The sequence below is a fragment of the Neisseria sicca genome (genome assembly GCF_014054945.1).
Classification (GTDB): domain Bacteria; phylum Pseudomonadota; class Gammaproteobacteria; order Burkholderiales; family Neisseriaceae; genus Neisseria; species Neisseria sicca.
This window is the reverse complement of record NZ_CP059566.1, coordinates 2749418-2773087: the sequence shown is the minus strand read 5'-3', so window position 1 is coordinate 2773087 and position 23670 is coordinate 2749418. Positions and strand designations below refer to the sequence as shown.

General features: G+C 51.4%; 25 protein-coding genes, 1 rRNA gene and 1 pseudogene. 10 read left to right on the top strand and 17 right to left on the bottom strand.

The window, feature by feature from the left end; all coding sequences use genetic code 11:
* Window positions 1-5 precede the first annotated feature (5 nt).
* Both pssA and H3L95_RS13160 read left to right on the top strand, forming a co-directional pair.
* Window positions 6-770 (top strand): CDP-diacylglycerol--serine O-phosphatidyltransferase, encoded by a 765-nt coding sequence (gene pssA, locus H3L95_RS13165; protein WP_003760793.1) that lies wholly within the window; start codon window positions 6-8, stop codon window positions 768-770.
* Between the two features lie 3 nt (window positions 771-773).
* Window positions 774-1583 carry a sulfite exporter TauE/SafE family protein gene (locus H3L95_RS13160; RefSeq protein ID WP_003760792.1) on the top strand — a complete coding sequence of 270 codons (810 nt, stop codon included), beginning with the start codon at window positions 774-776 and terminating at the stop codon, window positions 1581-1583.
* Between the two features lie 103 nt (window positions 1584-1686).
* Here H3L95_RS13160 and H3L95_RS13155 read toward each other — a convergent pair.
* Together H3L95_RS13155 and H3L95_RS13150 are read right to left on the bottom strand one after the other, a co-directional pair.
* Window positions 1687-1795 (bottom strand): annotated as a pseudogene (locus H3L95_RS13155) (IS5/IS1182 family transposase); the annotation flags it as partial.
* Window positions 1796-1911: 116 nt separating this feature from the next.
* Window positions 1912-3387, bottom strand: coding sequence for an aldehyde dehydrogenase family protein (locus H3L95_RS13150; RefSeq protein WP_009312407.1), 1476 nt, complete (start codon window positions 3385-3387; stop codon window positions 1912-1914).
* 443 nt (window positions 3388-3830) lie between these two features.
* Here H3L95_RS13150 and adhP point away from each other — a divergent pair, with 443 nt between their 5' ends.
* Window positions 3831-4874: an alcohol dehydrogenase AdhP gene (adhP, locus tag H3L95_RS13145; protein ID WP_080980554.1), complete on the top strand. Its 1044-nt coding sequence runs from the start codon at window positions 3831-3833 to the stop codon at window positions 4872-4874.
* Between the two features lie 174 nt (window positions 4875-5048).
* Here the strand turns inward: adhP and H3L95_RS13140 are convergent, their stop codons facing one another.
* Both H3L95_RS13140 and H3L95_RS13135 read right to left on the bottom strand, forming a co-directional pair.
* Complete coding sequence (locus H3L95_RS13140; RefSeq protein ID WP_040668950.1) at window positions 5049-5507, bottom strand: methyltransferase family protein; 459 nt, start codon at window positions 5505-5507, stop codon at window positions 5049-5051.
* A gap of 75 nt (window positions 5508-5582) precedes the next feature.
* On the bottom strand, window positions 5583-6326 hold the full coding sequence (locus tag H3L95_RS13135; RefSeq protein WP_003760782.1) for a pseudouridine synthase: 744 nt from the start codon (window positions 6324-6326) through the stop codon (window positions 5583-5585).
* Window positions 6327-6517: 191 nt separating this feature from the next.
* On the opposite strand from H3L95_RS13135, the gene H3L95_RS13130 reads away from it, so the two are divergent.
* Window positions 6518-7552, top strand: a complete 1035-nt coding sequence (locus H3L95_RS13130; protein ID WP_040668948.1) for a T6SS immunity protein Tli4 family protein — start codon at window positions 6518-6520, stop codon at window positions 7550-7552.
* A 253-nt stretch (window positions 7553-7805) separates the two neighbouring features.
* Here H3L95_RS13130 and H3L95_RS13125 read toward each other — a convergent pair whose 3' ends face one another.
* Window positions 7806-9002, bottom strand: a complete 1197-nt coding sequence (locus H3L95_RS13125; RefSeq protein ID WP_040668946.1) for an acetate kinase — start codon at window positions 9000-9002, stop codon at window positions 7806-7808.
* 5 nt (window positions 9003-9007) lie between these two features.
* Between H3L95_RS13125 and H3L95_RS13120 the strand changes: the two genes are divergently transcribed.
* The 4 genes from H3L95_RS13120 to H3L95_RS13105 all read left to right on the top strand — a co-directional run bounded on the left by H3L95_RS13120 (window position 9008) and on the right by H3L95_RS13105 (window position 11346).
* Entirely contained in the window at window positions 9008-9163 is a 156-nt protein-coding gene (locus H3L95_RS13120; protein WP_164907889.1) for a hypothetical protein, read from the top strand.
* A 361-nt stretch (window positions 9164-9524) separates the two neighbouring features.
* The gene (locus H3L95_RS13115; RefSeq protein WP_040668943.1) at window positions 9525-9830 is read left to right on the top strand and encodes an HLGFF motif protein; all 306 of its coding nucleotides are present in this window, start codon (window positions 9525-9527) and stop codon (window positions 9828-9830) included.
* Window positions 9830-10027 carry a cbb3-type cytochrome oxidase assembly protein CcoS gene (gene ccoS, locus H3L95_RS13110; protein WP_003744897.1) on the top strand — a complete coding sequence of 66 codons (198 nt, stop codon included), beginning with the start codon at window positions 9830-9832 and terminating at the stop codon, window positions 10025-10027. The genes H3L95_RS13115 and ccoS overlap by 1 nt, the downstream gene beginning before the upstream one ends.
* A complete protein-coding gene (locus tag H3L95_RS13105; RefSeq protein ID WP_003760767.1) occupies window positions 10024-11346 on the top strand; it encodes an MFS transporter in 1323 nt (440 codons plus the stop codon). The genes ccoS and H3L95_RS13105 overlap by 4 nt, the downstream gene beginning before the upstream one ends.
* 85 nt (window positions 11347-11431) lie before the next feature.
* On the opposite strand, the gene H3L95_RS13100 is transcribed toward H3L95_RS13105, so the two are convergent.
* Complete coding sequence (locus H3L95_RS13100) at window positions 11432-11818, bottom strand: helix-turn-helix domain-containing protein (RefSeq protein WP_003760765.1); 387 nt, start codon at window positions 11816-11818, stop codon at window positions 11432-11434.
* A 251-nt stretch (window positions 11819-12069) separates the two neighbouring features.
* Here H3L95_RS13100 and H3L95_RS13095 point away from each other — a divergent pair, with 251 nt between their 5' ends.
* Entirely contained in the window at window positions 12070-12291 is a 222-nt protein-coding gene (locus tag H3L95_RS13095) for a hypothetical protein (protein WP_003760763.1), read from the top strand.
* 207 nt (window positions 12292-12498) lie between these two features.
* Here H3L95_RS13095 and H3L95_RS13090 read toward each other — a convergent pair whose 3' ends face one another.
* The 5 genes from H3L95_RS13090 to gmk all read right to left on the bottom strand — a co-directional run bounded on the left by H3L95_RS13090 (window position 12499) and on the right by gmk (window position 16860).
* Window positions 12499-12945, bottom strand: a complete 447-nt coding sequence (locus H3L95_RS13090) for a GatB/YqeY domain-containing protein (protein ID WP_003760761.1) — start codon at window positions 12943-12945, stop codon at window positions 12499-12501.
* Window positions 12946-13113: 168 nt separating this feature from the next.
* Window positions 13114-13326: a 30S ribosomal protein S21 gene (gene rpsU, locus H3L95_RS13085; RefSeq protein ID WP_002214819.1), complete on the bottom strand. Its 213-nt coding sequence runs from the start codon at window positions 13324-13326 to the stop codon at window positions 13114-13116.
* Window positions 13327-13713: 387 nt separating this feature from the next.
* Complete coding sequence (locus H3L95_RS13080; RefSeq protein ID WP_003764533.1) at window positions 13714-15870, bottom strand: RelA/SpoT family protein; 2157 nt, start codon at window positions 15868-15870, stop codon at window positions 13714-13716.
* 108 nt (window positions 15871-15978) lie between these two features.
* Window positions 15979-16185, bottom strand: coding sequence for a DNA-directed RNA polymerase subunit omega (gene rpoZ, locus H3L95_RS13075; protein WP_003740638.1), 207 nt, complete (start codon window positions 16183-16185; stop codon window positions 15979-15981).
* Window positions 16186-16242: 57 nt separating this feature from the next.
* Complete coding sequence (gene gmk / locus H3L95_RS13070; protein ID WP_009312424.1) at window positions 16243-16860, bottom strand: guanylate kinase; 618 nt, start codon at window positions 16858-16860, stop codon at window positions 16243-16245.
* A 211-nt stretch (window positions 16861-17071) separates the two neighbouring features.
* Here gmk and dxs point away from each other — a divergent pair, with 211 nt between their 5' ends.
* Window positions 17072-18985 carry a 1-deoxy-D-xylulose-5-phosphate synthase gene (gene dxs / locus H3L95_RS13065; RefSeq protein WP_040668941.1) on the top strand — a complete coding sequence of 638 codons (1914 nt, stop codon included), beginning with the start codon at window positions 17072-17074 and terminating at the stop codon, window positions 18983-18985.
* Between the two features lie 283 nt (window positions 18986-19268).
* On the opposite strand, the gene H3L95_RS13060 is transcribed toward dxs, so the two are convergent.
* From H3L95_RS13060 to rrf, 6 genes are all read right to left on the bottom strand, one after another.
* On the bottom strand, window positions 19269-19934 hold the full coding sequence (locus H3L95_RS13060) for a sulfite exporter TauE/SafE family protein (RefSeq protein WP_003760741.1): 666 nt from the start codon (window positions 19932-19934) through the stop codon (window positions 19269-19271).
* A gap of 321 nt (window positions 19935-20255) precedes the next feature.
* A complete protein-coding gene (locus H3L95_RS13055) occupies window positions 20256-21032 on the bottom strand; it encodes a TatD family hydrolase (protein WP_003760736.1) in 777 nt (258 codons plus the stop codon).
* A 4-nt stretch (window positions 21033-21036) separates the two neighbouring features.
* The gene (locus H3L95_RS13050) at window positions 21037-21393 is read right to left on the bottom strand and encodes a PilZ domain-containing protein (protein ID WP_003760734.1); all 357 of its coding nucleotides are present in this window, start codon (window positions 21391-21393) and stop codon (window positions 21037-21039) included.
* Between the two features lie 19 nt (window positions 21394-21412).
* On the bottom strand, window positions 21413-22390 hold the full coding sequence (locus H3L95_RS13045; protein ID WP_003760733.1) for a DNA polymerase III subunit delta': 978 nt from the start codon (window positions 22388-22390) through the stop codon (window positions 21413-21415).
* 500 nt (window positions 22391-22890) lie between these two features.
* Window positions 22891-23181 carry a ComEA family DNA-binding protein gene (locus tag H3L95_RS13040; protein WP_009313167.1) on the bottom strand — a complete coding sequence of 97 codons (291 nt, stop codon included), beginning with the start codon at window positions 23179-23181 and terminating at the stop codon, window positions 22891-22893.
* Window positions 23182-23530: 349 nt separating this feature from the next.
* Window positions 23531-23644, bottom strand: a 5S ribosomal RNA gene (gene rrf, locus H3L95_RS13035).
* Between the last annotated feature and the right edge of the window lie 26 nt (window positions 23645-23670).

Below are 23670 nucleotides of genomic sequence, written 5' to 3'. Positions count from 1 at the left end.
CGCTTATGGACAATACGCAAATTCCTCAAAATCCGCAACGCAATTCGTTGCGCCGCAACAGCATCTACCTACTACCCAACTCCTTCACCATCGCCGCCCTGTTTTGTGCTTTCTTCGCCATTACCCAATCCATGCACAAGCATTTTGAAATAGCGGCGATTGCGGTATTTCTCTCCATGTTGCTCGACGGCATGGATGGGCGCGTAGCAAGGCTGACCAACAGCCAAAGCGCATTCGGCGAACAACTCGACAGCCTTGCCGATATGGTCAGTTTCGGCGTTGCGCCTGCACTGATTATTTACAATTGGCAACTTTCGCAGTTCGGCAAAATCGGTTATTCCGTTGCCTTCATCTACTGCGCCTGCGCCGCACTGCGCCTCGCCCTATTCAACACCCTCATCGGCAAAGTCGATAAACGCTGGTTCATCGGCGTTCCCAGTCCGACTGCCGCCGCGTTGATTGTCGGCTTAATTTGGGTCAACCACAGCGTCGAACGTTTCCCCGGCGTGCAGTGGTGGGCATTGGGCATCACGCTTTTCGCCGGCATTTCCATGATTGTCCAAATCCCGTTTTGGAGCTTTAAAGAAATCAACATCCGCCGCCAAGTTCCCTTTATGGGCATGGTACTTGCCGTGCTGATCCTTCTCTTAGTCACATGGAAGCCCGCTCTCGTCTTATTCCTCTTCTTCTTGGGATACAGTCTCTCAGGCTACATCATGGCAGCGCGGCGTTGGCTGAAAAAACGCCGCAGAATCAAAAAGGTCGTCTGAAAAATGTGGACTTGGGATATTATCCTTTCCCTGCTCGCCGTCGGAAGCGCGGCGGGCTTTATTGCAGGATTGTTCGGCGTAGGCGGCGGCACATTGATTGTCCCCGTCGTCTTGTGGACGCTGCAACTGCAAGGCATCAGCAGTCATCCCTACGCCCAACATCTCGCCATCGGCACATCCTTCGCCGTGATGGTGTTCACCACATTCTCCAGCATGTACGCCCAGCATAAAAAAAGCGCCATCGACTGGCAGACCGTCCGCCGCATGACCCCCTCCATGATATTTGGCGTACTGATCGGCGCGGTTACCGCCAAATACATACCTACCCGCGCCCTGCAAATCTTCTTTATCGTATTCCTGACCCTTATCGCCCTCAAAACCCTGACCGACTCCAAACCCAAAGCTTCGCGCCACCTACCTGCCCTACCCGGTCTGAGTGCGGTAGGCACATTGTTCGGCGCAGCTTCGAGCTGGGTCGGCATCGGCGGCGGTTCACTGTCCGTCCCCTTCCTGATGTATTGCAACTTCCCCGCCCACCGCGCCATCGGTACATCCTCCGGTCTCGCCTGGCCGATTGCGCTTGCAGGCACAATCGGTTATCTCATTACCGGCTGGAACATCCCCAACCTCCCCCATGGCTCCGGCGGCTTCCTCTATCTGCCCGCAGTCGCCATCCTAAGTATCGCGACCATGATTTTTGCCCCGCTCGGCGTCAAAACCGCGCACAAACTCCCCGCCCGCCAACTCAAAATCTCTTTCGGTATCATGTTGCTGCTGATTACCTTCAAAATGGCTTGGAACCTTATCCGCTGATCATGACGGCGAAACACCGTATAGAGAAATCCTCCCTACCCTTTGACTGCATGCCCTTCCTGAAAAACGTTTAATCTTTCCCCAAGGCAAACCTGACGGTTTATAGTGGATTAAATTTAAACCAGTACCGGCGTTGCCTCGCCTTGCCGTACTATTTGTACTGTCTTCGGCTTCGTCGCCTTGTCCTGATTTAAATTTAATTCACTATATTTGCCTGCAACGACAAGCATTCATAAGAACACCACTCAATATAAAAGGTCGTCTGAAACCCAAATCTGGGTTTCAGACGACCTTTTTTCTACATCAATAAACGATGTTCAACATTCAATCAATAGAAGCCTTCGCGCTCTTCGCGAGTGGAGATGTAGATGTTTTTTACCTGCGTGTAGGCGGCGAGCATCATTTTGTGGGTTTCGCGACCGATGCCTGAAGTTTTGTAGCCGCCGAACGGTGCGCCTGCGGGCAGGCGGTTGTAGCAGTTCACCCAAACGCGACCGGTTTCCAGCGCGTTGGAAACGCGCAGGCAGCGGTTGATATCGGTACTCCACACTGCGCCGCCCAGGCCGTATTCACTGTCGTTCGCCATTTTGATGACTTCTTCTTCGGTTTTGAATTTAATCACGGTAGCAACCGGGCCGAAGATTTCTTCTTGGGCGACGCGGGCGCTGTTGCTGCCGGCTTCGATCAAGGTCGGCTCGACAAATTCGCCTTTGCCCAACTCGCCTTCGATTTTCTTACCGCCGGTGATGATGCGGCAGCCTTCCTGCTCGCCGATTTTGACGTATTTCAAAATGGTTTCAAGCTGGCCGGCATTGACTTGCGAACCCATTTGGGTGTCGTCTTCCCAAGGCAGGCCGACTTTGATTTTTTTGAATTCTTCAGCCAAGGCGTTGACGAATTTGTCGTAAATGCCTTCCTGAACGAAGATGCGCGAGCCGGCACAGCACACTTGACCTTGGTTGAACAAAATGCCTTTTTGCGCGCCTTCGAGGGCTTTGTCAAACGGCATGTCGTCAAAGAAGATGTTGGCGGATTTGCCGCCCAGCTCCAAGGTGGAGGGAATGAGCATTTCGGCGGCAGCGATGCCGATGCGGCGGCCGATTTCGGTCGAGCCGGTGAAGGCGAGTTTGTTGAAGCCTTTGTGGTGCAGCATGTATTCGCCGGATTTAGAACCGCGTCCGGTGATGATGTTCAGCACGCCTTTAGGCAGCAGGTGGTTAATTTTTTGAGCGAGCGACAACAGGCTCAGCGAAGTGCTGGAAGACGGGTGGATAACGATGGTACAGCCTGCGGCAAGTGCGGGGGCGATTTTCCAAGCCGCCATCAGGAAAGGGAAGTTCCACGGGATAATTTGACCGACTACGCCGATAGGTTCGCGCAGGACGATAGACAGGTCTTCGGAGTCAAGCTGGGTGGCAGTGCCTTCTTCGCCGCGGATTACGCTGGCAAAGTAGCGGAAATGGTCGGAAGCCAAAGGTATATCGGCGGCGCGGGTTTCGCGGATGGGTTTGCCGTTGTCCAGCGTTTCCTGCAAGGCGAACAATTCCAAGTTTTCGTCAATCACATCGGCGATTTTGTTGAGGATGGCAGCGCGTTCGGTGGTGGTGGTTTTGCGCCATGTTTTGAACGCTTCTTGCGCGGCGGCAACCGCAGCATCGACATCGGCATCGGATGCGTCGGTAAATTTGGCTAACAATTCTCCGTTGGCAGGATTGTATGAATCCAAAAGCGCGCCGGGTTTGGTCCACACGCCGTTAATCAAGAGGCCGTACTCTTTATCAAACACATTTAAATCTTTTGCCATGATGCTGTCTCCTTGGTTGTCTTCTTGAGGTTTCGGACGTATCTCCAACGTCGTCTGAAAATAGAATAGTATTTTTTCTCTTTCAGTTCAAGCACTAAAAATGATATCGTTCTCAAAATTCCAAATATGTAATTTTCTAAAATAGGAAATCTAATCCGATAAGGCTTGACCCCGCATGGAAATGAAGCGGGTTTGTTAATGTATTTAAAGTTTTCAGACGACCTTTTTTACATGATATGTGTAAGAATTTTTCAGCGGCTTGGCAGATATATTTCTGCGCAAACAGATTGTTATGGTATAACATTTTATTTCTTATTTTTCAAAAAGATAGGGTGTTGACACAGCGAAATGAAGGGGAGTATTCTCATTCAGAGGAAGGGCGTTATTCCGATTCCGCCTGTCCCACCATTTACGGATTTCTTACGAATGCCAAGGAGAACACCATGAAGATGCAAGCAGTTGTTGTGAATCAAAATGTAGCAGGTGATGTAGAAGTTGTAGAACGCGAAGTACGCCCGTTGGAATACGGCGAGGCGTTGGTTGAAGTCGAATGTTGCGGCGTGTGCCATACCGACCTGCACGTTGCGGCAGGCGACTACGGCGAAAAACCGGGACGCGTGTTGGGACACGAAGGCATCGGTATCGTCAAAGAAGTTGCTCCGGGCGCGAATGCACTGAAAGTCGGCGACCGCGTCAGCATCGCATGGTTGTTCCAAAGCTGCGGTTCGTGCGAATACTGTAATACCGGCCGCGAAACCTTGTGTCGTTCCGTATTGAACGCAGGCTACACCGCCGACGGCGGCATGGCGACCCACTGTATCGTCGATGCAGACTACGCCGTCAAAGTACCCGACGGCCTCGACCCTGCGCAAGCTTCCAGCATTACCTGCGCCGGCGTAACCACTTACAAAGGCGTGAAAGTTTCCGGCGTGCGTCCGGGACAATGGATTGCCATTTACGGTGCGGGCGGTTTGGGTAACTTGGGTGTCCAATACGCGAAAAAAGTATTCGGCGCACACGTCGTCGCCATCGACATCAACGATGAAAAACTGGCATTCGCTAAAGAAAGCGGTGCAGATTTAGTCATCAACGCCGCCAAAGAAGACGCAGCCAAAGTGATTCAGGAAAAAACCGGCGGCGCACACGCAGCCGTTGTCACCGCCGTATCCGCCGCCGCGTTCAACTCCGCCGTAGACTGCGTCCGTGCAGGCGGCCGCGTCGTTGCCATTGGTCTACCGCCTGAATCTATGGACTTGTCCATCCCGCGTCTGGTCTTGGACGGCATCGAAGTGGTCGGCTCGCTGGTCGGTACGCGCAAAGACTTGGAAGAAGCCTTCCAATTCGGCGCAGAAGGCTTGGTGGTACCGAAAGTCCAACTGCGTGCTTTGGACGAAGCTCCGGCGATTTTCCAAGAAATGCGCGAAGGCAAAATCACCGGCCGCATGGTTATCGACATGAAAAAAGAATGCGGGTGCGGTCATCATTGATTTGATGCAGGCAGTTGAATAAGAAGGTCGTCTGAAACCTTGTTTTGGGGTTTCAGACGACCTTTTGTTTGATTTGAACCATCATGGATTCACGCTCTCAAAGGCAACCTGCGCAGCCGAATCATTTCATGCCGCAAAGGCGCAGGGGCGATATCTGATTTGACGTTGCCGCTTTTATAACCAACGGCGGACGCGTCGGCAGTACGCTTCATACTCGGCACCGAATTTCTGAGCCAAAACGCGTTCTTCAGGCATGATTTGGAAACGCGTCATATAGGCGGCAAATACCGCCAAAAACAGCCACGGCAGCGGATGCGCCAAGTGTCCCGCCCATGCCGCCAGCCAGAAACCCATGCCTGCATACATCGGGTTGCGGCTGAAACGGTACACGCCGTCTGAAACGAAATGTTCGGTTTCTTCGGGATTGAACGGGCTGACAGTCGTGCGCACACGGCGAAAAGCCCACACACCCAATACGCCCAACGCCGTCCCAAACACGATCAAAACAGCCGACAGCCATATAGGAAAGCGTGGCAGTATGCCTGCCAGCGCGGATACTTGCGCAGAGGCATACATCAGCAATGCGCAGATAAAACATACCGCCGGCGGCGGAATTTTGGTTTCTAAATTCATATTCTTGTCTTTATAAAACAGATACAGTGACGTTTTCAGACGACCTCTTGCCGTCATTCCCAAGTTCAAATTCAATCAAAACGATTCATCCGCCCGCAGGTAACGCCATTTGCCGGGCGGCAGTTTGCCCAGCTTGACTTTACCCATCCGAATCCGCTTCAACCCGACGACGCGCAAACCGACGAGTTCGCACATGCGGCGGATTTGCCGCTTTTTGCCTTGTTTCAACACGAAACGCAACTGGTCTTCGTTTTGCCATTCTACTTTGGCGGGGCGCAGTTTCTCGCCATCCAAACTTAGCCCGTGGTTAAGCAGGGCAAGTCCTTTTTCGTCCAATTTGCCGCGCACGCGTACCAAATATTCTTTTTCACTGCCGCTGTTTTCGCCGATAAGCTGCTTAGCGATGCGCCCGTCCTGCGTCAACACCAGCAATCCGACGGAATCGATGTCCAGCCTGCCGGCGGGCGCCAAGCCGAATTTGTGTTTTTCGTTGAACGGAATGCGGCTGTCGTCGCCTTCCCAACGGTTGTCCGCAGTAATCAGCTCGGCGGCGGATTTGTAGCCTTTTTCCGCCTGCGCGCTGACGTAGCCGACGGGCTTGTTGAGCAGGATGGTAACGCGCTCTGCCTGTTTTTCATGCGCTTGCCGGTTGAGGTCGATGCGGTCGCGTTCGGTTACTTTCTGACCGAGTACGGCGGTTTGCCCGTTGACCTTGACCCAGCCTTGCTCGATGTAGCTGTCCGCCTCGCGGCGCGAGCATAAGCCTAATTGCGCCATACGCTTGGAAAGTCGCATGGTTTCGTTTGAATCGTGTTCCATAATGGTCTGCCTGAAAAGAATGAATCAGATTATAAAGCCAAACAGCCGTTTCCCCTACCGACATTATGCTCATTCTGCTGTACGAAACGCCCGCCTATGTCGGATAAATACCGCCAAGCCCGTTTTATGACAAAGGTCGTCTGAATCAAACTATACTTTCAGACGACCTTTTTCAAACACGGAGCTTATCCATGTCCATCCGTCTGACTACATTATCCCTAATCCTTGCCGTCGCAGCCTGCACGCCCACCGTTTCCCCATCGGCAGAAACTTCACCGACCGTCACCAAATCCGCTATCGATACTGCCTACTGGACCGAACAGCTCTATTGCAGCGGCCGCTATCAATTGCGCCTGCCGTCCAAACGCCGTCACGGCAGTACGCACCTTGATTACAATGGCTGGAGCGTGATGGTTATGTTTAATGACTGGAATAGAAATGTCAGGAATATTAATGAATTTAAAACTACTGGGGAATTTGGTACCGATATTGTCGTCGATACCCGTACTCTAATTCCGGGACAGGCAATGATGCAGGTAGTACGCAGCGATTTTGCCTGGGAACGCAGTATTACAATTAAAGAAAAAGGCATGCCCTACGAAGCCTATTTATATTTCAAACTGGATAATAATGACGCCTATATCGTACGCAGCTATTTCTATATCCCTGCTGAAAACGGTAAAGCACCTGCCAACTGGAAAGCCCAAGAAAAAGAAGCAATAAACAGCATTGAGAAAAAATTCCGTCAAGATTTCATCAGCGGTTTGAAGACAAGACAGGAGTTTGAAGTACCAAATAAACACGGCATCTGCCTGATAGGCGGTTTTATTGCCGATGACGGCAAAAAACCGTTTGAAGTCCATAGCACCGTCGAATTTGCCAAACAACACGATATGAGTCTGGAAATCATACACGGCGACGTTTTGGAGACAGGCGGACCAACGCTGATGGAACGTAAAGTAAATCTGGGGAAAGGCGCAATGGTTAAAGCCTTAACACGCACCATCCGCCAAGGCAAACGCACCATCAACGGCATGTCGGGCGAGGAAAAATTGGTGAAATGGGGCGGCAACAAATATATGTTCTTTTGGGAACGCGACGGCGGCGACCCGCGCATCATGATGCAGTTTGGCGCTGAGAAAAAAGACGGGACAAAGCGCAGCGAAGCCGAAGTCCTTGCCATTTGGGATACGGTTTTGCCGACTTTGAAGCCTGTGAAGCAATAGCGATGCAAAAGGTCGTCTGAAAATTTTCAGACGACCTTTTTGCTGAAAAGCAACTTATCGCGGTTCTTGCCGAGAGGGAGGAAATCGGGATGAATATAGTGGATACAAAACAGAAAAACCTACGCCCTCTCCTTTCGTTTGACGGCGGAGAGAAAATCCCGAAGCGGGTCATGCAGACAAATCATGCTTTTTGCCGTGCCAACAAAAAACCTGCCGTTTTCGGCAGGTTTTTTTTATCGGATGACTCGCTGTATTACAGGCCGCTCAGACGGGCGGTGTCGTGTGCAATCATCAATTCTTCGTTGGTCGGGATAACAACGGCGACGGCTGCGCTGTCGGCAGTCGTGATCACGCCTGCGGTACCGAAGCGGGCTTTCAGGTTGGCTTCGTGGTCGGCTTTCAGACCGAGGAAGCCCAAGTAGCCCAGTACGCGCTCGCGGATGATGTCGGAGTTTTCGCCGATACCGCCGGTGAAGACGAGTGCGTCAAGACCGCCGGCTGCGACAGCCATGCTGCCGATGTATTTGGCGAGGCGATAGATGAAGATTTCCAGAGCCAGTTTGGCACCTGCGTGGCCGTTGGCGGCTTCTTCTTCGATGGTACGGCAGTCATTGGACAAACCTGAAATACCGAGCAGACCTGATTTTTTGTTCAGCATGTCGGTGATTTGGGCAATGGTCATGTTGGCATTTTCAGCCAAGAAGCTGAAAACTGAAGGGTCGATATCGCCGCTGCGGGTACCCATGACCAAACCTTCCAGCGGGGTCAGACCCATGCTGGTATCGCGTGATTCGCCGTTGGCGACGGCGGTAATAGATGCGCCGTTACCCAAGTGGGCAATTACCATGCGCAGGTCTTTTTTGTCTTTGCCGAGGAAACGGGCGGTTTCATCAGAAACGTAGCGGTAGCTGGTACCGTGCGCGCCGTAACGACGCAAGCCGTATTTTTCATACAGTTCATGCGGAATAGCGTAGGTGTAGGCATGTTCCGGCATGGTTTGGTGGAAGGCGGTGTCGAAAACGACAACGTTGGGCAGGCCTTTGAAAATGCTTTGTGCGGCACGCAGACCCAAGAGGTGCGCAGGGTTGTGCAGCGGAGCGAGAGGGATACATTTTTCGATGCCGGCGATGACTTCGTCGTCAACAAGGATGGATTCGCTGTACAGTTCGCCGCCGCTGACGACGCGGTGCCCGATAGCACCGATGCGGCTGTCGAGGCCGTGGGCTTTGAGTTCTTCCATCAGCGCTTCAACTGCGCCGGTGTGGTCGGGCTTGGCAGACAGGTCGACTTTGTGTTTTTCGCCGTTTACTTTGAACGTGATGTAAGCGTCGGGCAGGTTGAGTTTTTCGGCAAGGCAGCTGAGCAGGACTTCGCCGCTTTCGTTATCCAGTACGGCACCTTTGAGGGATGAGCTGCCGCAGTTCAAAACTAAGATAAGTTTTTGGGTCATTTGTTGTGGCTCCTGAAGGTTTCAGACGACCTGTGTTGGCAGTATCGGCAATCTGTTCTTTGTCGTGGATATACCGCCAAACATCTCCCGCAGGCATAGTGGATGCGCTTGTGGTTCTAGCCGGGCATTTGCGCGGCAGGCCGTATCGGTTGGTGGCGTAAAATCTATGAAAGAAAAATGACCGCTACATTCGGAATGAGGCAACTTTATGAATGTTGCTTTCCGTGTGGTTTCTGCCGCCGCTGATTCGGCGGGGTCGTCTGAAATCGGTTGATGAATGTAAACCGCGCTATTCTAGCAAAAAACGGGTTCGGCTGCTTGGCTTAATGTTTGACTTGGAGCAGGCGGAAAGCGATAAAGGAAGATATTGATGTTTAAAGGGAAACGGTTTGTTTTCAGACGACCTGTCGAACGCGGGGGCGTAAAGCCCTTTGCAGGGGCGTGTCAAACTGTTACATTTAGAAAGTTTTTGTATTCACTATGTCGTCTGAAAACAGCGGCAGCCTTTTAAGATTCTTTGATATGCACTATTTCAGTATCCATACGCAACAAGGCGCCCATGTGGGCTTTTTCATCATGCTGCCGGATGATGAATCCGAAACGCAGCCGCAGAGCGGGCGTTTCGCCGTCAAGCTGCAAAGTGAAGAAGGCGCGGCGGCGGAGGTTTTGGCGCCTTTCGGGCAAACCGAGATTCCGCAATATTGGCGCGTCGTGAAAGACCGTATCGAGCTGTTTTTTGACGATACCCCCGTCGGCTCGCTGCGCAACGAATATCTGACCGTATCGGGACAGACTTTTGTCTTAACCGATTTGACCGGAGCGATGTGATGGAAAGTATGTTTATCTTAGTGCCCATCAGCATTATTTTGGCGTTTGCCATCGGCTATTTTTTCTGGTGGTCGGGCAAAAACGGGCAGTTTGACGATCTCGAAGGACCGGCACACCGCATTCTGATGGACGACGATTCCACCGACAAGCTGCTTGAAAACGAAATAGAAAAAGAAGAACAAGAATCCGAAAAATGAGCCTCAAAAAAGACAATCTGAATTTCCCGACCAGCCGCCGTTTTGCCCCACTATTCGGCACGCAATTTCTGGGCGCGTTCAACGACAATATGTTCAAAACCGCGCTGTTTGTGATGATCAGCTTCTACGGTTTGGGCAAAAACAACTTCCTGCCCGCCAGCCAAATGCTGAACTTGGGCGCGCTGCTGTTTATCCTGCCCTATTTCCTGTTTTCCGCGCTGTCGGGACAACTGAGCACCAAATTCGACAAAGCCGTCTTGGCACGATGGATCAAAGTATTGGAAATCATCATCATGGCGGTGGCGGCGTTCGGCTTCTATATCCAGTCCGCCCCGCTACTCTTGATCTGCCTGTTTTGCATGGGCGCGCAATCGACGTTGTTCGGCCCGCTGAAATACGCCATCCTGCCCGATTATCTCAACGACAAAGAGCTGATTATGGGCAACAGCCTGATCGAATCGGGAACATTCATTGCTATTTTGTTCGGTCAGATTTTAGGCACGTCCGTCGCAGGCTTGCCGCCCTCCGTCGTCGGCATCTTAGTATTGCTCGTCGCCATCGGCGGCACGTTGACCAGCTTCTTCATGCCTAACGTCCCCGCCAAAGCCCCCAACACCAAAATCGAATGGAACATCGTCAAAGGTACGCACGCGCTCCTGCGCGAAACCGCCCAATATGATTCCGTCTTCACATCCATCATCGGCATTTCATGGTTTTGGTTTATCGGCTCGGTTTACACCACCCAACTGCCGACTTTCACGCAAATCCATTTGGGCGGCAACGATAGCGTTTTCAACCTCATGCTCGCCCTATTCTCCATCGGCATCGCCGCCGGCTCGGTGTTGTGCGCAAAACTCAGCCACGAACGCCTGCTCTTGGGCTTGGTAACCGTCGGCACGACGGGTTTGACCGTATTCGGCTTGATTTTGGTATGGCTGACCCAAGGACAACGCTTTACCGAACTCAACGGCATCACCTGGTTCCTGTCGCAAGGCATGGCGTATCCCGTCATGCTCGTCATGACGCTGATCGGCTTCTTCGGCGGCTTCTTCTCCGTCCCACTCTACACTTGGCTGCAAACCGCCAGCAGCGAATCCTTCCGCGCCCACGCCGTCGCCGCCAACAACATTATCAATGGCGTGTTCATGGTATCGGCTGCCATTTTAAGCGCAGTACTCTTGATGCTGTTCGACAGCATTTCCCTGCTTTACCTGATCGTCGCCATCGGCAATATCCCCTTGATTGTTTACCTGATCCAGCGCGAACCCCGTTTCTTAAACGATATGGGCAAGATATTTCACAATATCGGCAAACGGTAAGCCTAAGCTTAAAAAAGGTCGTCTGAAAACGGGAATCCCATTTTCAGACGACCTCTTTCATGTCTTGAGTGAATTAGATAGAGTGTTAATTTTTTTTGAGTAGAGAAATGATTTCTTTTAAAGCTAAAATCTCATTTTCTTGTCGTTGAATAATTTCATTATTATGAGATATTGTCAGTTTCAGTTTTTCATTTTCAGCTATTAACGCTTCATTGTTGCCATAGTAATTTGATCCGTAATTATGGCTATTATCTCCGACCAAAAGAAATAATGGTTTTTCTTTTGTAATCAGTTCAACTACATCAATTTTAAAAATCTGTGCAATCTGATTCAATTTATCAAAAGTCAGTTTAGTTTGCCCACGTTCTATTTTTGCATACCCATTAGCAGACATTGCTAATTTCTCAGCCATTTCTTCTTGAGACCATTGGTTCATTTCTCTCATTACTCGAATTTTTTCATGAAGTTCCATATTTTCTCACTTTTTGAAGGGTTTTAGACATTAAAAGAGTGATTTTAAGATTCAAATGTTGTTTGAATAATTGATTATAATCATTGTAACATTGGACTGGAAAATTTCTACTTGCAAGGGGTATTTATGAATATATTTTCATAATTACTCTAATAATTGTGTATTTTTACAGCTATTAATTGTTTTATTTTTTGTTGTTATTTTGATTGTATTCTTTAATTATCTTATTTAGATAGAAAGGTTATCTTAAAATGAGTCGGGAAGACGATAAGTATCAGGTATTGCCTAATGGTAAGAAAGTTCTTAAAAATGCAACGCCAATAGATATCATCCTATCAGTTATTGTGCCAGTATTCGGATTAATTATTGGAATTTATGCTCTTATTAAAGGAGAAAAAAAGAGAGGCTTTACATTATTAGGAATTTTTTCGTTGTTGGTTATGATAAAGCTCATAATAATTTATAATAGTTGATTTAAATAAGAATAGGATACTAAATACAGTCATTAACGCACAGGCGGAAATCCATTACTGGGATTCAGTTTATTGAGTTTAATCAGAAAAACATGACTTTAAAAATGGATTCTTATCTGTGTGGAAACGACAGTAGTAATATTTTATTTTTATTCACCATATAACAAACAGGTCGTCTGAAAACTTAGATGACCTGTTTGTCTACTTTTAAGCAGTTAAAACGGCTTTCAGAACTTTGTTGACTTCACCCATATCGGCTTTGCCCGCCAACTGGGTTTTCAACACGCCCATGGCTTTGCCCATGTCAGCCATTCCGGAAGCTCCGGTCATGGCGATTACGGTTTCCACGGCAGTGCGGATTTCTTCGGCAGACATCATTTGCGGCAGGTAGCGGTGCAGGATTTCGATTTCGGCATTTTCTTTGTCTGCCAGGTCCTGACGGCCTGCTTCGGCGTAGATGTTGGCGCTGTCTTTGCGCTGTTTGACCATTTTGGTAATGATGGCAATCACTTTGCCGTCATCGGCTTCGGTGCGCTCGTCCACTTCAAATTGTTTGATGGCGGCATTGATGAGGCGGATGGTGCTCAAAGTAATTTGATCTTTGGCACGCATCGCGGTTTTCATGTCTTCGGTTAATTGTGCTTTCAGGCTCATGGGATGACTTTCGGGAAAAGATGGAAGATGGTATTGCACATACTGCCTTAGGGATTCTCTATTTTTCAGACAACCCCTTGCCTTGCAGGTCGTCTGAAAAACAAAACACACCGCAGGTCAAGCCTTGCGGTGTGTTTCGGCATCACAGGGCAGACCTGCAATTGATGTTTAGTACATTTTAGGAGGCAGTTGTTGGCTGCGCAGGCGTTTTTGCAGGCGTTTTACGGCTGCGGCTTTTTTGCGTTTGCGCTCGGTAGTCGGTTTTTCGTAAGCTTCACGGGCGCGCAGCTCAGTCAGCAGACCGGTTTTTTCTACGGCACGTTTGAAACGGCGCATGGCTACTTCGAAGGGTTCGTTCTCTTTAACGCGGATTGCAGGCATTTTATTTCCTTTAAATTGAATTCTGGTTTCAAACCGCCGAAAGGGAGAAAGGTAAAAAGGGGCGGTTTGTCAAAAAAGTGGTTGTTTGTATCTCGGGTATCTTGCGACCGGCGGGATACGCGCCGTGATGTAAACATCACCTCCTAACAAGTCGGCTTGGCGCCGGATATGCCGTCAATGCGGCTGCAAATGAATTGCGGGATTATCTTTGATTGCGTCGTTCCTGTCAAGTTTGAAGGTCGTCTGAAAACCTTGAATATCGGTTTTCAGACGACCTTTGTGGTATTTCGCGCGTCTTGTTGATTTTGCGAAAGTATCTTCCGGATTTTAAGAAAACTTAAACCCTATCAGGCGGCAAAACGACATCGGCTTTACCTCCCTTCTTCCCTAGCTTCGAACCACTTTGCGCACTTGGGGAATGGCGTGCAGGTTGTGAATAATTTGGTTGATTTGCGCCAAGTCCTTCACTTTGATGATGAACTTGAATTCGACAAAGCCTTCCGTACCTGCCAGCGCTTTGTTGGGGGTTTCGACGGACTCGATATCCGCGCCAGAGTTAGAGATGGCTTGCGCCATAAGGGCGAGCAGGCCGTGGGCGTCTTCGGATTGGATACTGAGTCCGGTGCGGTAGGTATGGCTGCCTATGCCTTCCCAGTTCGCGTCAAGCTGCTGTTCGGGGTCGGATTTGAGCAGGGTCGGACAGGTATCGCGGTGGATAATCATGCCTTTGTCTTTGACCAAAAGGGCGCGGACGGAATCGCCCGGGACGGGGTGGCAACATTCGGCAAAATGGATGCGGCCGGTTTCTTGGTCGTTGACTTTGATGGGGCTGAGTTTGACTTCGCTGCCGAAGTGCTGCCCTGCCAGTTCGGCGATGTGCATGGCGACGTACACGGGCAGGGTATGCCCCATACCGACGTTGTAGAGGACTTCTTCAAACGAGGTTTGTTTGTCGTTGAGGTCGGCGAGGTATTTTTCTTTGAGGTCGTCTGAAAGCAATACGTCTTTGGGCAACAGGCTGGACAGGGCTTTTTGCAGGAGGTTTTCGCCGAGGACGATGGCGTCGTGGCGGTTGAGGTTTTTGACGTATTGGCGGATGGCGCTGCGCGCGCGGCTGGAAACGGTGAAATTCAGCCATGCCGGATTGGGCTTGGCGTGTTCGGATGTGATGATTTCGACGGAATCGCCGGTTTTGAGTTTGGTGCGCAGGGGCATCATGGTGTTGTTGATGCGGGCGGCAACGGTTTTGTGGCCGATGTCGGTGTGGACGGCGTAGGCGAAGTCTATGGGCGTCGAGCCTTTAGGCAGGGTGAGGATTTTGCCTTTGGGCGTCAGGATGTAGACTTCGTTGGGGAACAGGTCGACTTTGACGTGTTCGAGGAATTCGATGGCGTTCGCGCTGCTGGCTTGCAAATCAAGGATGTTTTTGAGCCATTGGTTGGTATGGAGGACGGCTTGATCGACGGTATTTTCGCCGGATTTGTATATCCAGTGGCCGGCAATGCCGCCTTCGGCTACGGCATCCATTTCACGCGTGCGGATTTGGACTTCAATGGGCAAGCCGTAAGGACCGACCAAGGTCGTGTGCAGGCTTTGGTAGCCGTTGCTTTTCGGGATGGCGATATAGTCTTTGAAGCGGCCGGGTTTGGGTTGATAAAGATTGTGCAGCGCGCCGAGTGCGGCGTAACACGCGGGAATGCTGTTGACGATGACGCGGAAGCCGTAAATGTCCATGACTTCGGCAAAGCGCAATTTTTTCGCCAACATTTTTTGATGGATGCTGTACAGGTTTTTTTCCCTGCCTTTGATTTTGGCTTCGATGTTCGCGCCGACCAAACGCTGACTGAAGGCGCGCAAAACTTTGCCGACGACGTCGCGGCGGTTTTTGCGGCTGTTGTCCATCGCTTTTTTAAGGGTTTCGTAGCGGTTCGGGTGGAGGTTTTGAAACGATAAATCCTGAAGTTCTTGGTAGGCGTTGTTCAAGCCGATGCGGTTGGCGATTTGGGCGTAAATTTCGAGGGTTTCTTTGGCGATGCGGCGGCGTTTGTCGGGACGCATGGAGCCGAGCGTGCGCATATTGTGCAGGCGGTCGGCGAGTTTGACGACGATCACGCGCACGTCTTTGGTCATGGCGAGGATGAGCTTGCGGAAACTTTCCGCCTGATGCTCGGCATGATCTTCAAATTTGAGTTTTTCGAGTTTGGAAAGCCCGTCCACCATCTCGGAGATGGTTTCGCCGAATTCTGCCGCCATTTCGATTTTGGATACGCCCGTGTCTTCGAGTACGTCGTGCATCACGCCCGCGCACAAGCCTTGTATGTCCATGTGCCACAATGCAAGTTGCGTGGCGACGGCAAGGGGGTGGGTAATGTAGGGTTCGCCGCTTTTACGGGTTTGTCCGTCATGGGCGTGAAAGGCGTAGGCGACGGCTTTTTCAAGCTCGGCCTGTTCGGATGGGCTGAGATAGGAGGCGGTACGGAACAAAAGTTCGCGGGCTTCGGCAGTCAGCGCGTCGTAGGGGGCAGTGGGCTGGGGGGCGGGCATTTCAGACGGCCTTCGGTGTGTGTTTTGTTTTGAGCCGTCAGACTGTATCGGTCGGATGTCGCGCCGATACAATCCGCGCGGCGGTTGGGCAGATTTTGCCTGCCGGTATTATTTGTTGCGGGTCAGCAGTTCGGTACCGATTTGACCGGCGGCGATTTCGCGCAGGGCGGTAACGGTCGGTTTGTTGTTGCGGATGTCGTCAACCATAGGAGCGTTGCCGTTTTCAAGCTGGCGCGCGCGGCGGGCGGCGACGAGGGTCAGGTCGAAATGATTGGGGATTTTGCCTGTGCAGTCTTCAGTGGTGATACGGGCCATGTTTGCTTTCTTTCTATTAATTTGTGATGGAATGTAAATGCGTATTTTCGCTGTTTTTCAGGAATTTTCCAACAGGTTTGAGATAAATCCTTGCTGGGAAGATTTTTTCAGACGACCTGCTTTGATGATGTGAAGCAGATCGGCTTCTGCCCTATCCAAATCATCATTGACGACAATATAGTCAAACAGGACGGATTGTTCGATTTCGTGACGCGCTTTGGAGAGGCGGGTTTGGATGACTTCCTCGCTGTCGGTGCCGCGTCCGATAAGGCGTTCGGCAAGAACTTCGAACGAAGGCGGCAGGATAAAGATGCTGCTGGCTTCGGGCAGCGATTTGCGTACCTGCGCCGCACCTTGCACGTCAATTTCCAAAATCACATCGTAACCCTCTTCGCTAAGGGAATTGACCCCCGCGATGCTGGTTCCGTAATAGTTGCCGAAAACGTTTGCGTGTTCGAGGAAGGCTTTTTGTTTGATTAAAGACTCAAACTCCTCTTTGGGAACAAAATGATAATGCACGCCGTGCTGCTCGCCTTCGCGCGGCTGGCGGGTGGTGTGCGATACGGAGACGCGCAAATCGGCGTTGTTTTTCAAAAGACGGGAAACCAGCGTGGTCTTGCCCGTGCCGGAAGCGGCGGAGATGATGAAAATATTGCCTTTTTTATGGGGTTTCATGATGTCGGTACCGATGGGATTATCTGTTGATTGTAGCATACGGGGCGTGTAATTTCATGTTCAGACGACCCTTACACACATTCCCAAACGCCTCTTTTATCAGCAGGCAACGGCTTAACGGCGATACCCGACCTCCGGCAGGAAACCCACGTCTTTCTAAACTCTTGCTATAATTGCCCGCTATACACAAATAAGCCTGCAAAGACACACCATGAGCCACACTCCGCTACTCGATACCGTCGACAGCCCGCAAGATTTGCGCCGTCTGGATAAAAAACAGTTGCCCCAAGTCGCCGCCGAGCTGCGGGAGTTTCTGCTGGATTCGATAGGCAAAACCGGCGGGCATTTCGCCAGCAATCTGGGCGCGGTCGAGCTGACCATCGCCCTGCACTATGTGTACGACACGCCCGAAGACAAGCTGGTTTGGGATGTCGGCCATCAAAGCTATCCGCACAAAATCCTCACCGGCCGCAAAAACCAGATGCACACCATGCGCCGCTACGGCGGTTTGGCGGGTTTCCCCAAACGCAGCGAGTCCGAATACGACGCGTTCGGCGTAGGGCATTCCTCCACCTCCATCGGCGCGGCTTTGGGCATGGCGGCGGCAGACAAACTCTTGGGCAGCGACCGCCGCAGCGTCGCCATTATCGGCGACGGTGCGATGACGGCGGGGCAGGCTTTTGAAGCCTTGAACTGCGCGGGCGATATGGACGTGAACCTGCTGGTCATCCTCAACGACAACGAAATGTCGATTTCCCCCAACGTCGGTGCGCTGCCGAAATACCTCGCCAGCAACGTCGTGCGCGATATGCGCGGCGTGTTGAGCACCATCAAGGCGCAATCGAGCAAGGTTTTGGACAAGCTGCCCGGCGCGATGGAGCTTGCCCAAAAAGTCGAGCACAAAATCAAAACGCTGGCGGGCGAAGCCGAACACGCCAAGCAGTCGCTGTCTTTGTTTGAAAACTTCGGTTTCCGCTACACCGGCCCCGTTGACGGCCACAACGTCGAGCATCTGGTTGACGTATTGAAAGATTTGCGCGGCCGCAAAGGCCCGCAACTGCTGCACGTCATCACCAAAAAGGGCAACGGCTACAAACTCGCCGAAAACGACCCCGTCAAATACCACGCCGTCGCCAACCTGCCCAAAGACGTTTCAGACGACCTCAAAACCGCAATGTCGTCTGAAAAAGAAAACAAACCCGCCGCCAAACCGACCTATACGCAAGTGTTCGGCAAATGGCTGTGCGACCAGGCGGCGGCAGATTCCCGATTGGCGGCGATTACCCCCGCCATGCGCGAGGGCAGCGGACTGGTCGAATTCGAACAACAATTCCCCGACCGCTATTTCGATGTCGGCATCGCCGAGCAGCATGCCGTGACCTTTGCCGGCGGCTTGGCTTGCGAAGGCATGAAGCCCGTCGTCGCCATTTATTCCACCTTCCTCCAGCGCGCCTACGACCAACTGGTGCACGACATCGCCCTGCAAAACCTGCCTGTTTTGTTTGCCGTCGACCGTGCGGGCATCGTCGGTGCGGACGGCCCGACCCATGCCGGTTTGTACGATTTGAGCTTCTTGCGCTGCGTGCCGAACATGATTGTTGCCGCGCCGAGCGATGAAAACGAATGCCGCCTGCTGCTTTCGACCTGCTATCAGGCAGACGCCCCCGCCGCCGTCCGCTATCCGCGCGGCACGGGAACAGGCTCGCCCGTTTCAGACGACCTCGAAACCGTAGCCATCGGCAAAGGTATCGTCCGCCGCCAAGGCGAGAAAACCGCATTCATCGCCTTCGGCAGCATGGTCGCCCCCGCATTGGCGGTTGCCGAAAAACTGAACGCCACCGTCGCCGATATGCGCTTCGTCAAACCGATAGACGAGGAACTCATCGTCCGCCTCGCCCAAAGCCACGACTACATCGTTACCGCCGAAGAAAACGCCGAACAAGGCGGCGCAGGCAGCGCGGTGCTGGAAGTGTTGGCGAAACACGGCATCTGCAAACCCGTTTTGCTTTTGGGCGTTGCCGATACTGTAACCGAACACGGCGATCCGAAAAAACTTTTGGACGATTTGGGTTTGAGTGCCGACGCGATGGAAAAACGCATACGCGGATGGCTGTCGGCGGCTTGAGCTGAAGCTGCAATAAATATAGTGGATTAACTTTAAATCAGGACAAGGCGACGAAGCCGCAGACAGTACAGATAGTACGGAACCGATTCACTTGGTGCTTCAGCACCTTAGAGAATCGTTCTCTTTGAGCTAAGGCGAGGCAACGCCATACTGGTTTAAAGTTAATCCACTATAAATAACGCCGCCGGTGCAAGCAATGAATAAAGGTCGTCTGAAAACGGATTTTCAGACGACCTTCAATGTATGAACCCCTACCCTTTTGAAAGGCGTTTCAGTGCCAGACTCAAAGCATTACCGCCAAACGAAAAACCGCCCAGCCCGCGACCAATAGTCCGGCGCACAAACGGATGGCTCTGCGTTGTAAAAGTGTTTTCAATTGCGCTGCAAAAATCCCCATTGCCAACAAATTCGGCAACGTTCCCAGCGCAAAAGCCAACATATACAGCCCGCCCTGCACCGCATTACCGCTGCCTAAAGCATACAATGAGGCGCTGTACACCAAGCCGCAAGGCAGCCAGCCCCACAACATGCCTACGCCGAAACAAGCCGGAACGGATTTAATCGGCAGCAGTCGGTTCAAAATCGGATTCAAACGTTTCCATATCGGTCTGCCTATGCGCTCAATCTGCGTAGCCGCCGTAGAAAGACCCGCCAGATACAGCCCCAACAGCAACAGCAAAATATTCGCCGCAATATACAGACCGTTTTGCAGCCAGCGCGTATCATCCAAAGAAATACCGATTTGTCCGACCAGCCCGACAATCAAACCTATCAATACATAGCTGCTGATGCGTCCCAAATTCAATAGGACAATCAGTCCCAGCCGATTAAGATGCGGTGGAAGCTGCAACGCAAACGCACTACTCAACCCGCCGCACATTCCGACACAATGCGTACCGCCGAAAAAGCCGAGTAGAAACAGAGTGAAAAAGGTGATGTCGTAATTCATTATTGGAAAGGCGATGTGTCGATAGAAGTATGATTTGTCAGAAAAACGGAGAACGATATAATGAAAGCCATATCTTTAAATATTTTCAAGAAGTTGCCATCTTGATTTTCGCGTTGATTTTAAACCCATCCATGACTATCTGTCCGCTTTTGCACTGGCTTTCTTGTGATACCGATTTTATCGATGACTTCAGCCATCTTTCATTTTCTGCCCAACAAAATTACCCAGTCTGACTGTCCACTTATATAAATAATTCCAAATCTCAAAAGGTCGTCTGAAACGCTAGATGAAGCATTTTCAGACGACCTTTTTCCATTCGAATCAAACACGGATGTCGGGTACTTTATTGAACAGACGATAGAAATTGTCGCTAGTGTAAGCGGCAAGCGTTTCTACGGGTTCGCCGCGCAGTTTCGCCACAAACTCGGCGGTGTAACGGACATAGGAAGGTTCGTTAGGCTTACCGCGTTTGGGGACCGGGGCGAGGAAGGGGGAGTCGGTTTCGACCAGCATTCTGTCCGCGGGGACGTATTTGGCTGCTTCCTGAATTTGCGGGGCATTTTTGAAGGTAACAATGCCGGAGAAGGAAATGTACAGCCCCAAATCCAAAGCGGCTTTGGCAAAAGCGGTATCTTCGGTGAAGCAGTGGATAACGCCGGAATTGGTTTGACCTTCTTTCAGAATCGCCAAAGTATCGGCGGCGGCATCGCGGGTGTGGACAATCACGGGCAAACCGCTTTCGTTGGCGGCTTGGATGTGTTCGGCGAAGCGGCGGTGCTGCCATGCCAAATCGCCTTTGCACCAGTAATAATCCAAACCCGTTTCGCCTATGCCGACGACTTTCGGGTGTTTTGCCGCTTCGACCATTTCAGCGACGGTAAATTCTTCGGCTTCTTGGCTGTCGGGGTGGATGCCTATGGTGCAGTAAACCTGCTCATTGGCTTGGGCAATGTCGAAGACTTCGGCGAAACTCTGTTTGCTCACGCTGATGGCAAGCGCCTGCTTGACGCTTTGTTCTTCCATGTTGGCGAACACTTCAGGCAGGCGATTGCTTAAGCCTTCGAAATTGAGGTGGCAGTGCGAATCGATTAAATGCATGATTTTAAAGCGTGAAGGTAACGCGGTCGCTGCGCAGTTTCGGTCCCAGCTCGCCTTCAATCAGGGTTTTCGCCTGAAGGCAGCTTTCGTGTTCGGAAAATGCCAGCCCGACGCCTTTGGGACGGTGTGCCGAAGTACGGGCGGGATTGATCCAGACGACTTTGGTAGGCAGGAAGCGTTTGGGGTAATCGGCGATTTCAACGGCGAGCAGGATGTCTTCGCCCAATGAAAATACGTCTTCGGTCGGAACAAAAAGTCCGCCGTGTTCGAGGAACGGCATATAGCAGTTGTAGAGCAGGGTCGGGTCTTTAAGCTGCAACGCCATCATTTTCGCCGGAATGTCTTTATTGTTGTTTACCATTTTGTTTTACCTTATCTGATTATTTGTTTTGCCAAAATTCGAGATATTCAGTCAGCAGATACTCAAGCTGCATTTTAACACTCAAGGTGTGGTATCCGTAAGGGCTGAGTGCGTTCAGACGACCCGTCAGCGCAAACAGGCGGCGCGGATCGGTTTTGGAAGCCGTCTGCGACAATGCCTGCGCGTAATCGGGATAATAAAGCGGCGGCATTTGTTGTTGCGCCAAGCCGACATCCAACAGCCATTTCTGCATCCAATCGATGAAGACTGCCAACGGCTGCTTGTGTTTGTCAAACGCAGCGGCATAGTCGAGTATCGTCAACAGTCGCGGGGCGGCAAGCAAAGTGAGCAATTCTTCGCGCAAGTCATCCATTTCAGGCGCATGGGCAAACAAAGGCGCACCGCTGTGAAAAGCCAGCAGCGATTCCGCATCGTCTACACCTTCTTCGCGAAGATACGCCAAAGCTTCGTCGCGCGAAGGTGCGGGCAAAACCATCTGGCGGCAACGGCTTTTAATGGTCGGAAGAAGCTTGTCGCGCGCATGCGTAACCATCAAAAAAACAACATGTTGCGGCGGTTCTTCCAAAGCCTTAAGCAAGCCGTTTGCCGCCTGCACGTTCATACTTTCAGCGGGATGCACCAATACCACCCGCAATCCGCCGCGCACAGCCGTCAGATAAATGTTTTCCACAATATCGCGCACGGCATCGATTTTAATCTGCAACAATTTTCGCCCGACCGCACCGTCTTCGGGGATTTCAGGAGTGAGTTCGTAAAAATCGGGATGGCTGTTTTGCAAAAACAAATGACACGAAGCGCATACGCCGCAAGGCTGATGATCTTCCCGAGGCGATTCGCACAGCAAAGCTTGTGCCACAAACCGTGCAAACGCTGTCTTACCGGTGTTTTCCTTGCCGGTAAACAGCCAAGCGTTCGGACGGTTTTCCCAATGGCCGGCAAGCTGCCGCCACTGGTTTTGATGCCACGGATAAATCATATCGGGAAGTACAAGCGTTTGAACAAAAGCGTGATTATACAGGGAAATGTTAGAGGCCGTCTGAAACCGAGAATACAATTCGAAACGTTTATAACATCGTTTCTATCCTCTTTCCGCCTCTTCTCAGCCTTCTTGATTCTCCCTTCTTCCCCAAAGGCTCCCTACCCCTATTCCACTAACAAATCCACCTTAACGGACGTGAACGCGCTATTTGGTGGAGACGTAGTCGGCATAGTGCGCCAGCAAGGCAGTCGTTTCCAATAACGAACCTTCTCACTGCACACACTAAGGCAGTATTGCAGCCCGCCACCTTTTCAGACGACCTTTCCACATAGGTCTCCCCATACATCCTGATCTGACGGCCGAATGAAGCGGGACAGACATGGCAGCCTTACCCGCCCGATACAAAGACCGTCCGACTCCGGACTGGATTCGGACGGCCTTTTCATTACCGGGTCTGCAGCTGCGCACATTCCCTATTCGGGAGGGCGCACCCGGGTTTATTTTTTAGCGGCGGGGGTGGCGGCTTTGTTTTGAGCGGCCGGGGCGACGGTTGCTTCCGCCTTCAGTTTGGAGAAGATGCCCTCACCGATACCTTTGACGTTTTTCAACTCCTCGACCGATTTGAAGGCACCATGTTGTTGACGGTAGTCCACGATGGCTTTGGCTTTGGCAGGGCCGATACCGGGCAGGGCTTCCAACTCGGACGGGGAAGCGGTATTGATGTTGACGGCGGCCAGCGACAGCGAAGCGGTCAGCAGGGAGAGGGCGGCAAAGAGGAATTTTTTCATAAGAAGATACTCCATAGTTTGTGAATGCGGATGATGCCTGTGTGTGCGGCACCGTAAAATAGTTGGCTATCATATCCGTCTTACCGTTTCCGTTCAAACGATACCTGAAGATTTCTTGGTTTACTATCTCTTTATGTATTGATTCTGCAACATCCCTATTCTACCCGCACCCTCCCTATCCGTCACATTTACCTGCTGCGCTATCGTCGCACCCGCCTATCTCCACTCGTGAGCAGTCAGCCATAGCAAGAAGGCAAGGAACGGCAATGACGAGTTTCAAGTAAAGGTATGAATAAAATATGGGGTAAAAGTAAAAGCCCCCGACATCTGTCAGGGGCTTAGAATAGGTGTTTGGCAGTGACCTACTTTCGCATGGAAGAACCACACTATCATCGGCGCTGAGTCGTTTCACGGTCCTGTTCGGGATGGGAAGGCGTGGGACCAACTCGCTATGGCCGCCAAACTTAAACTGTACAAATCGGCAAAGCC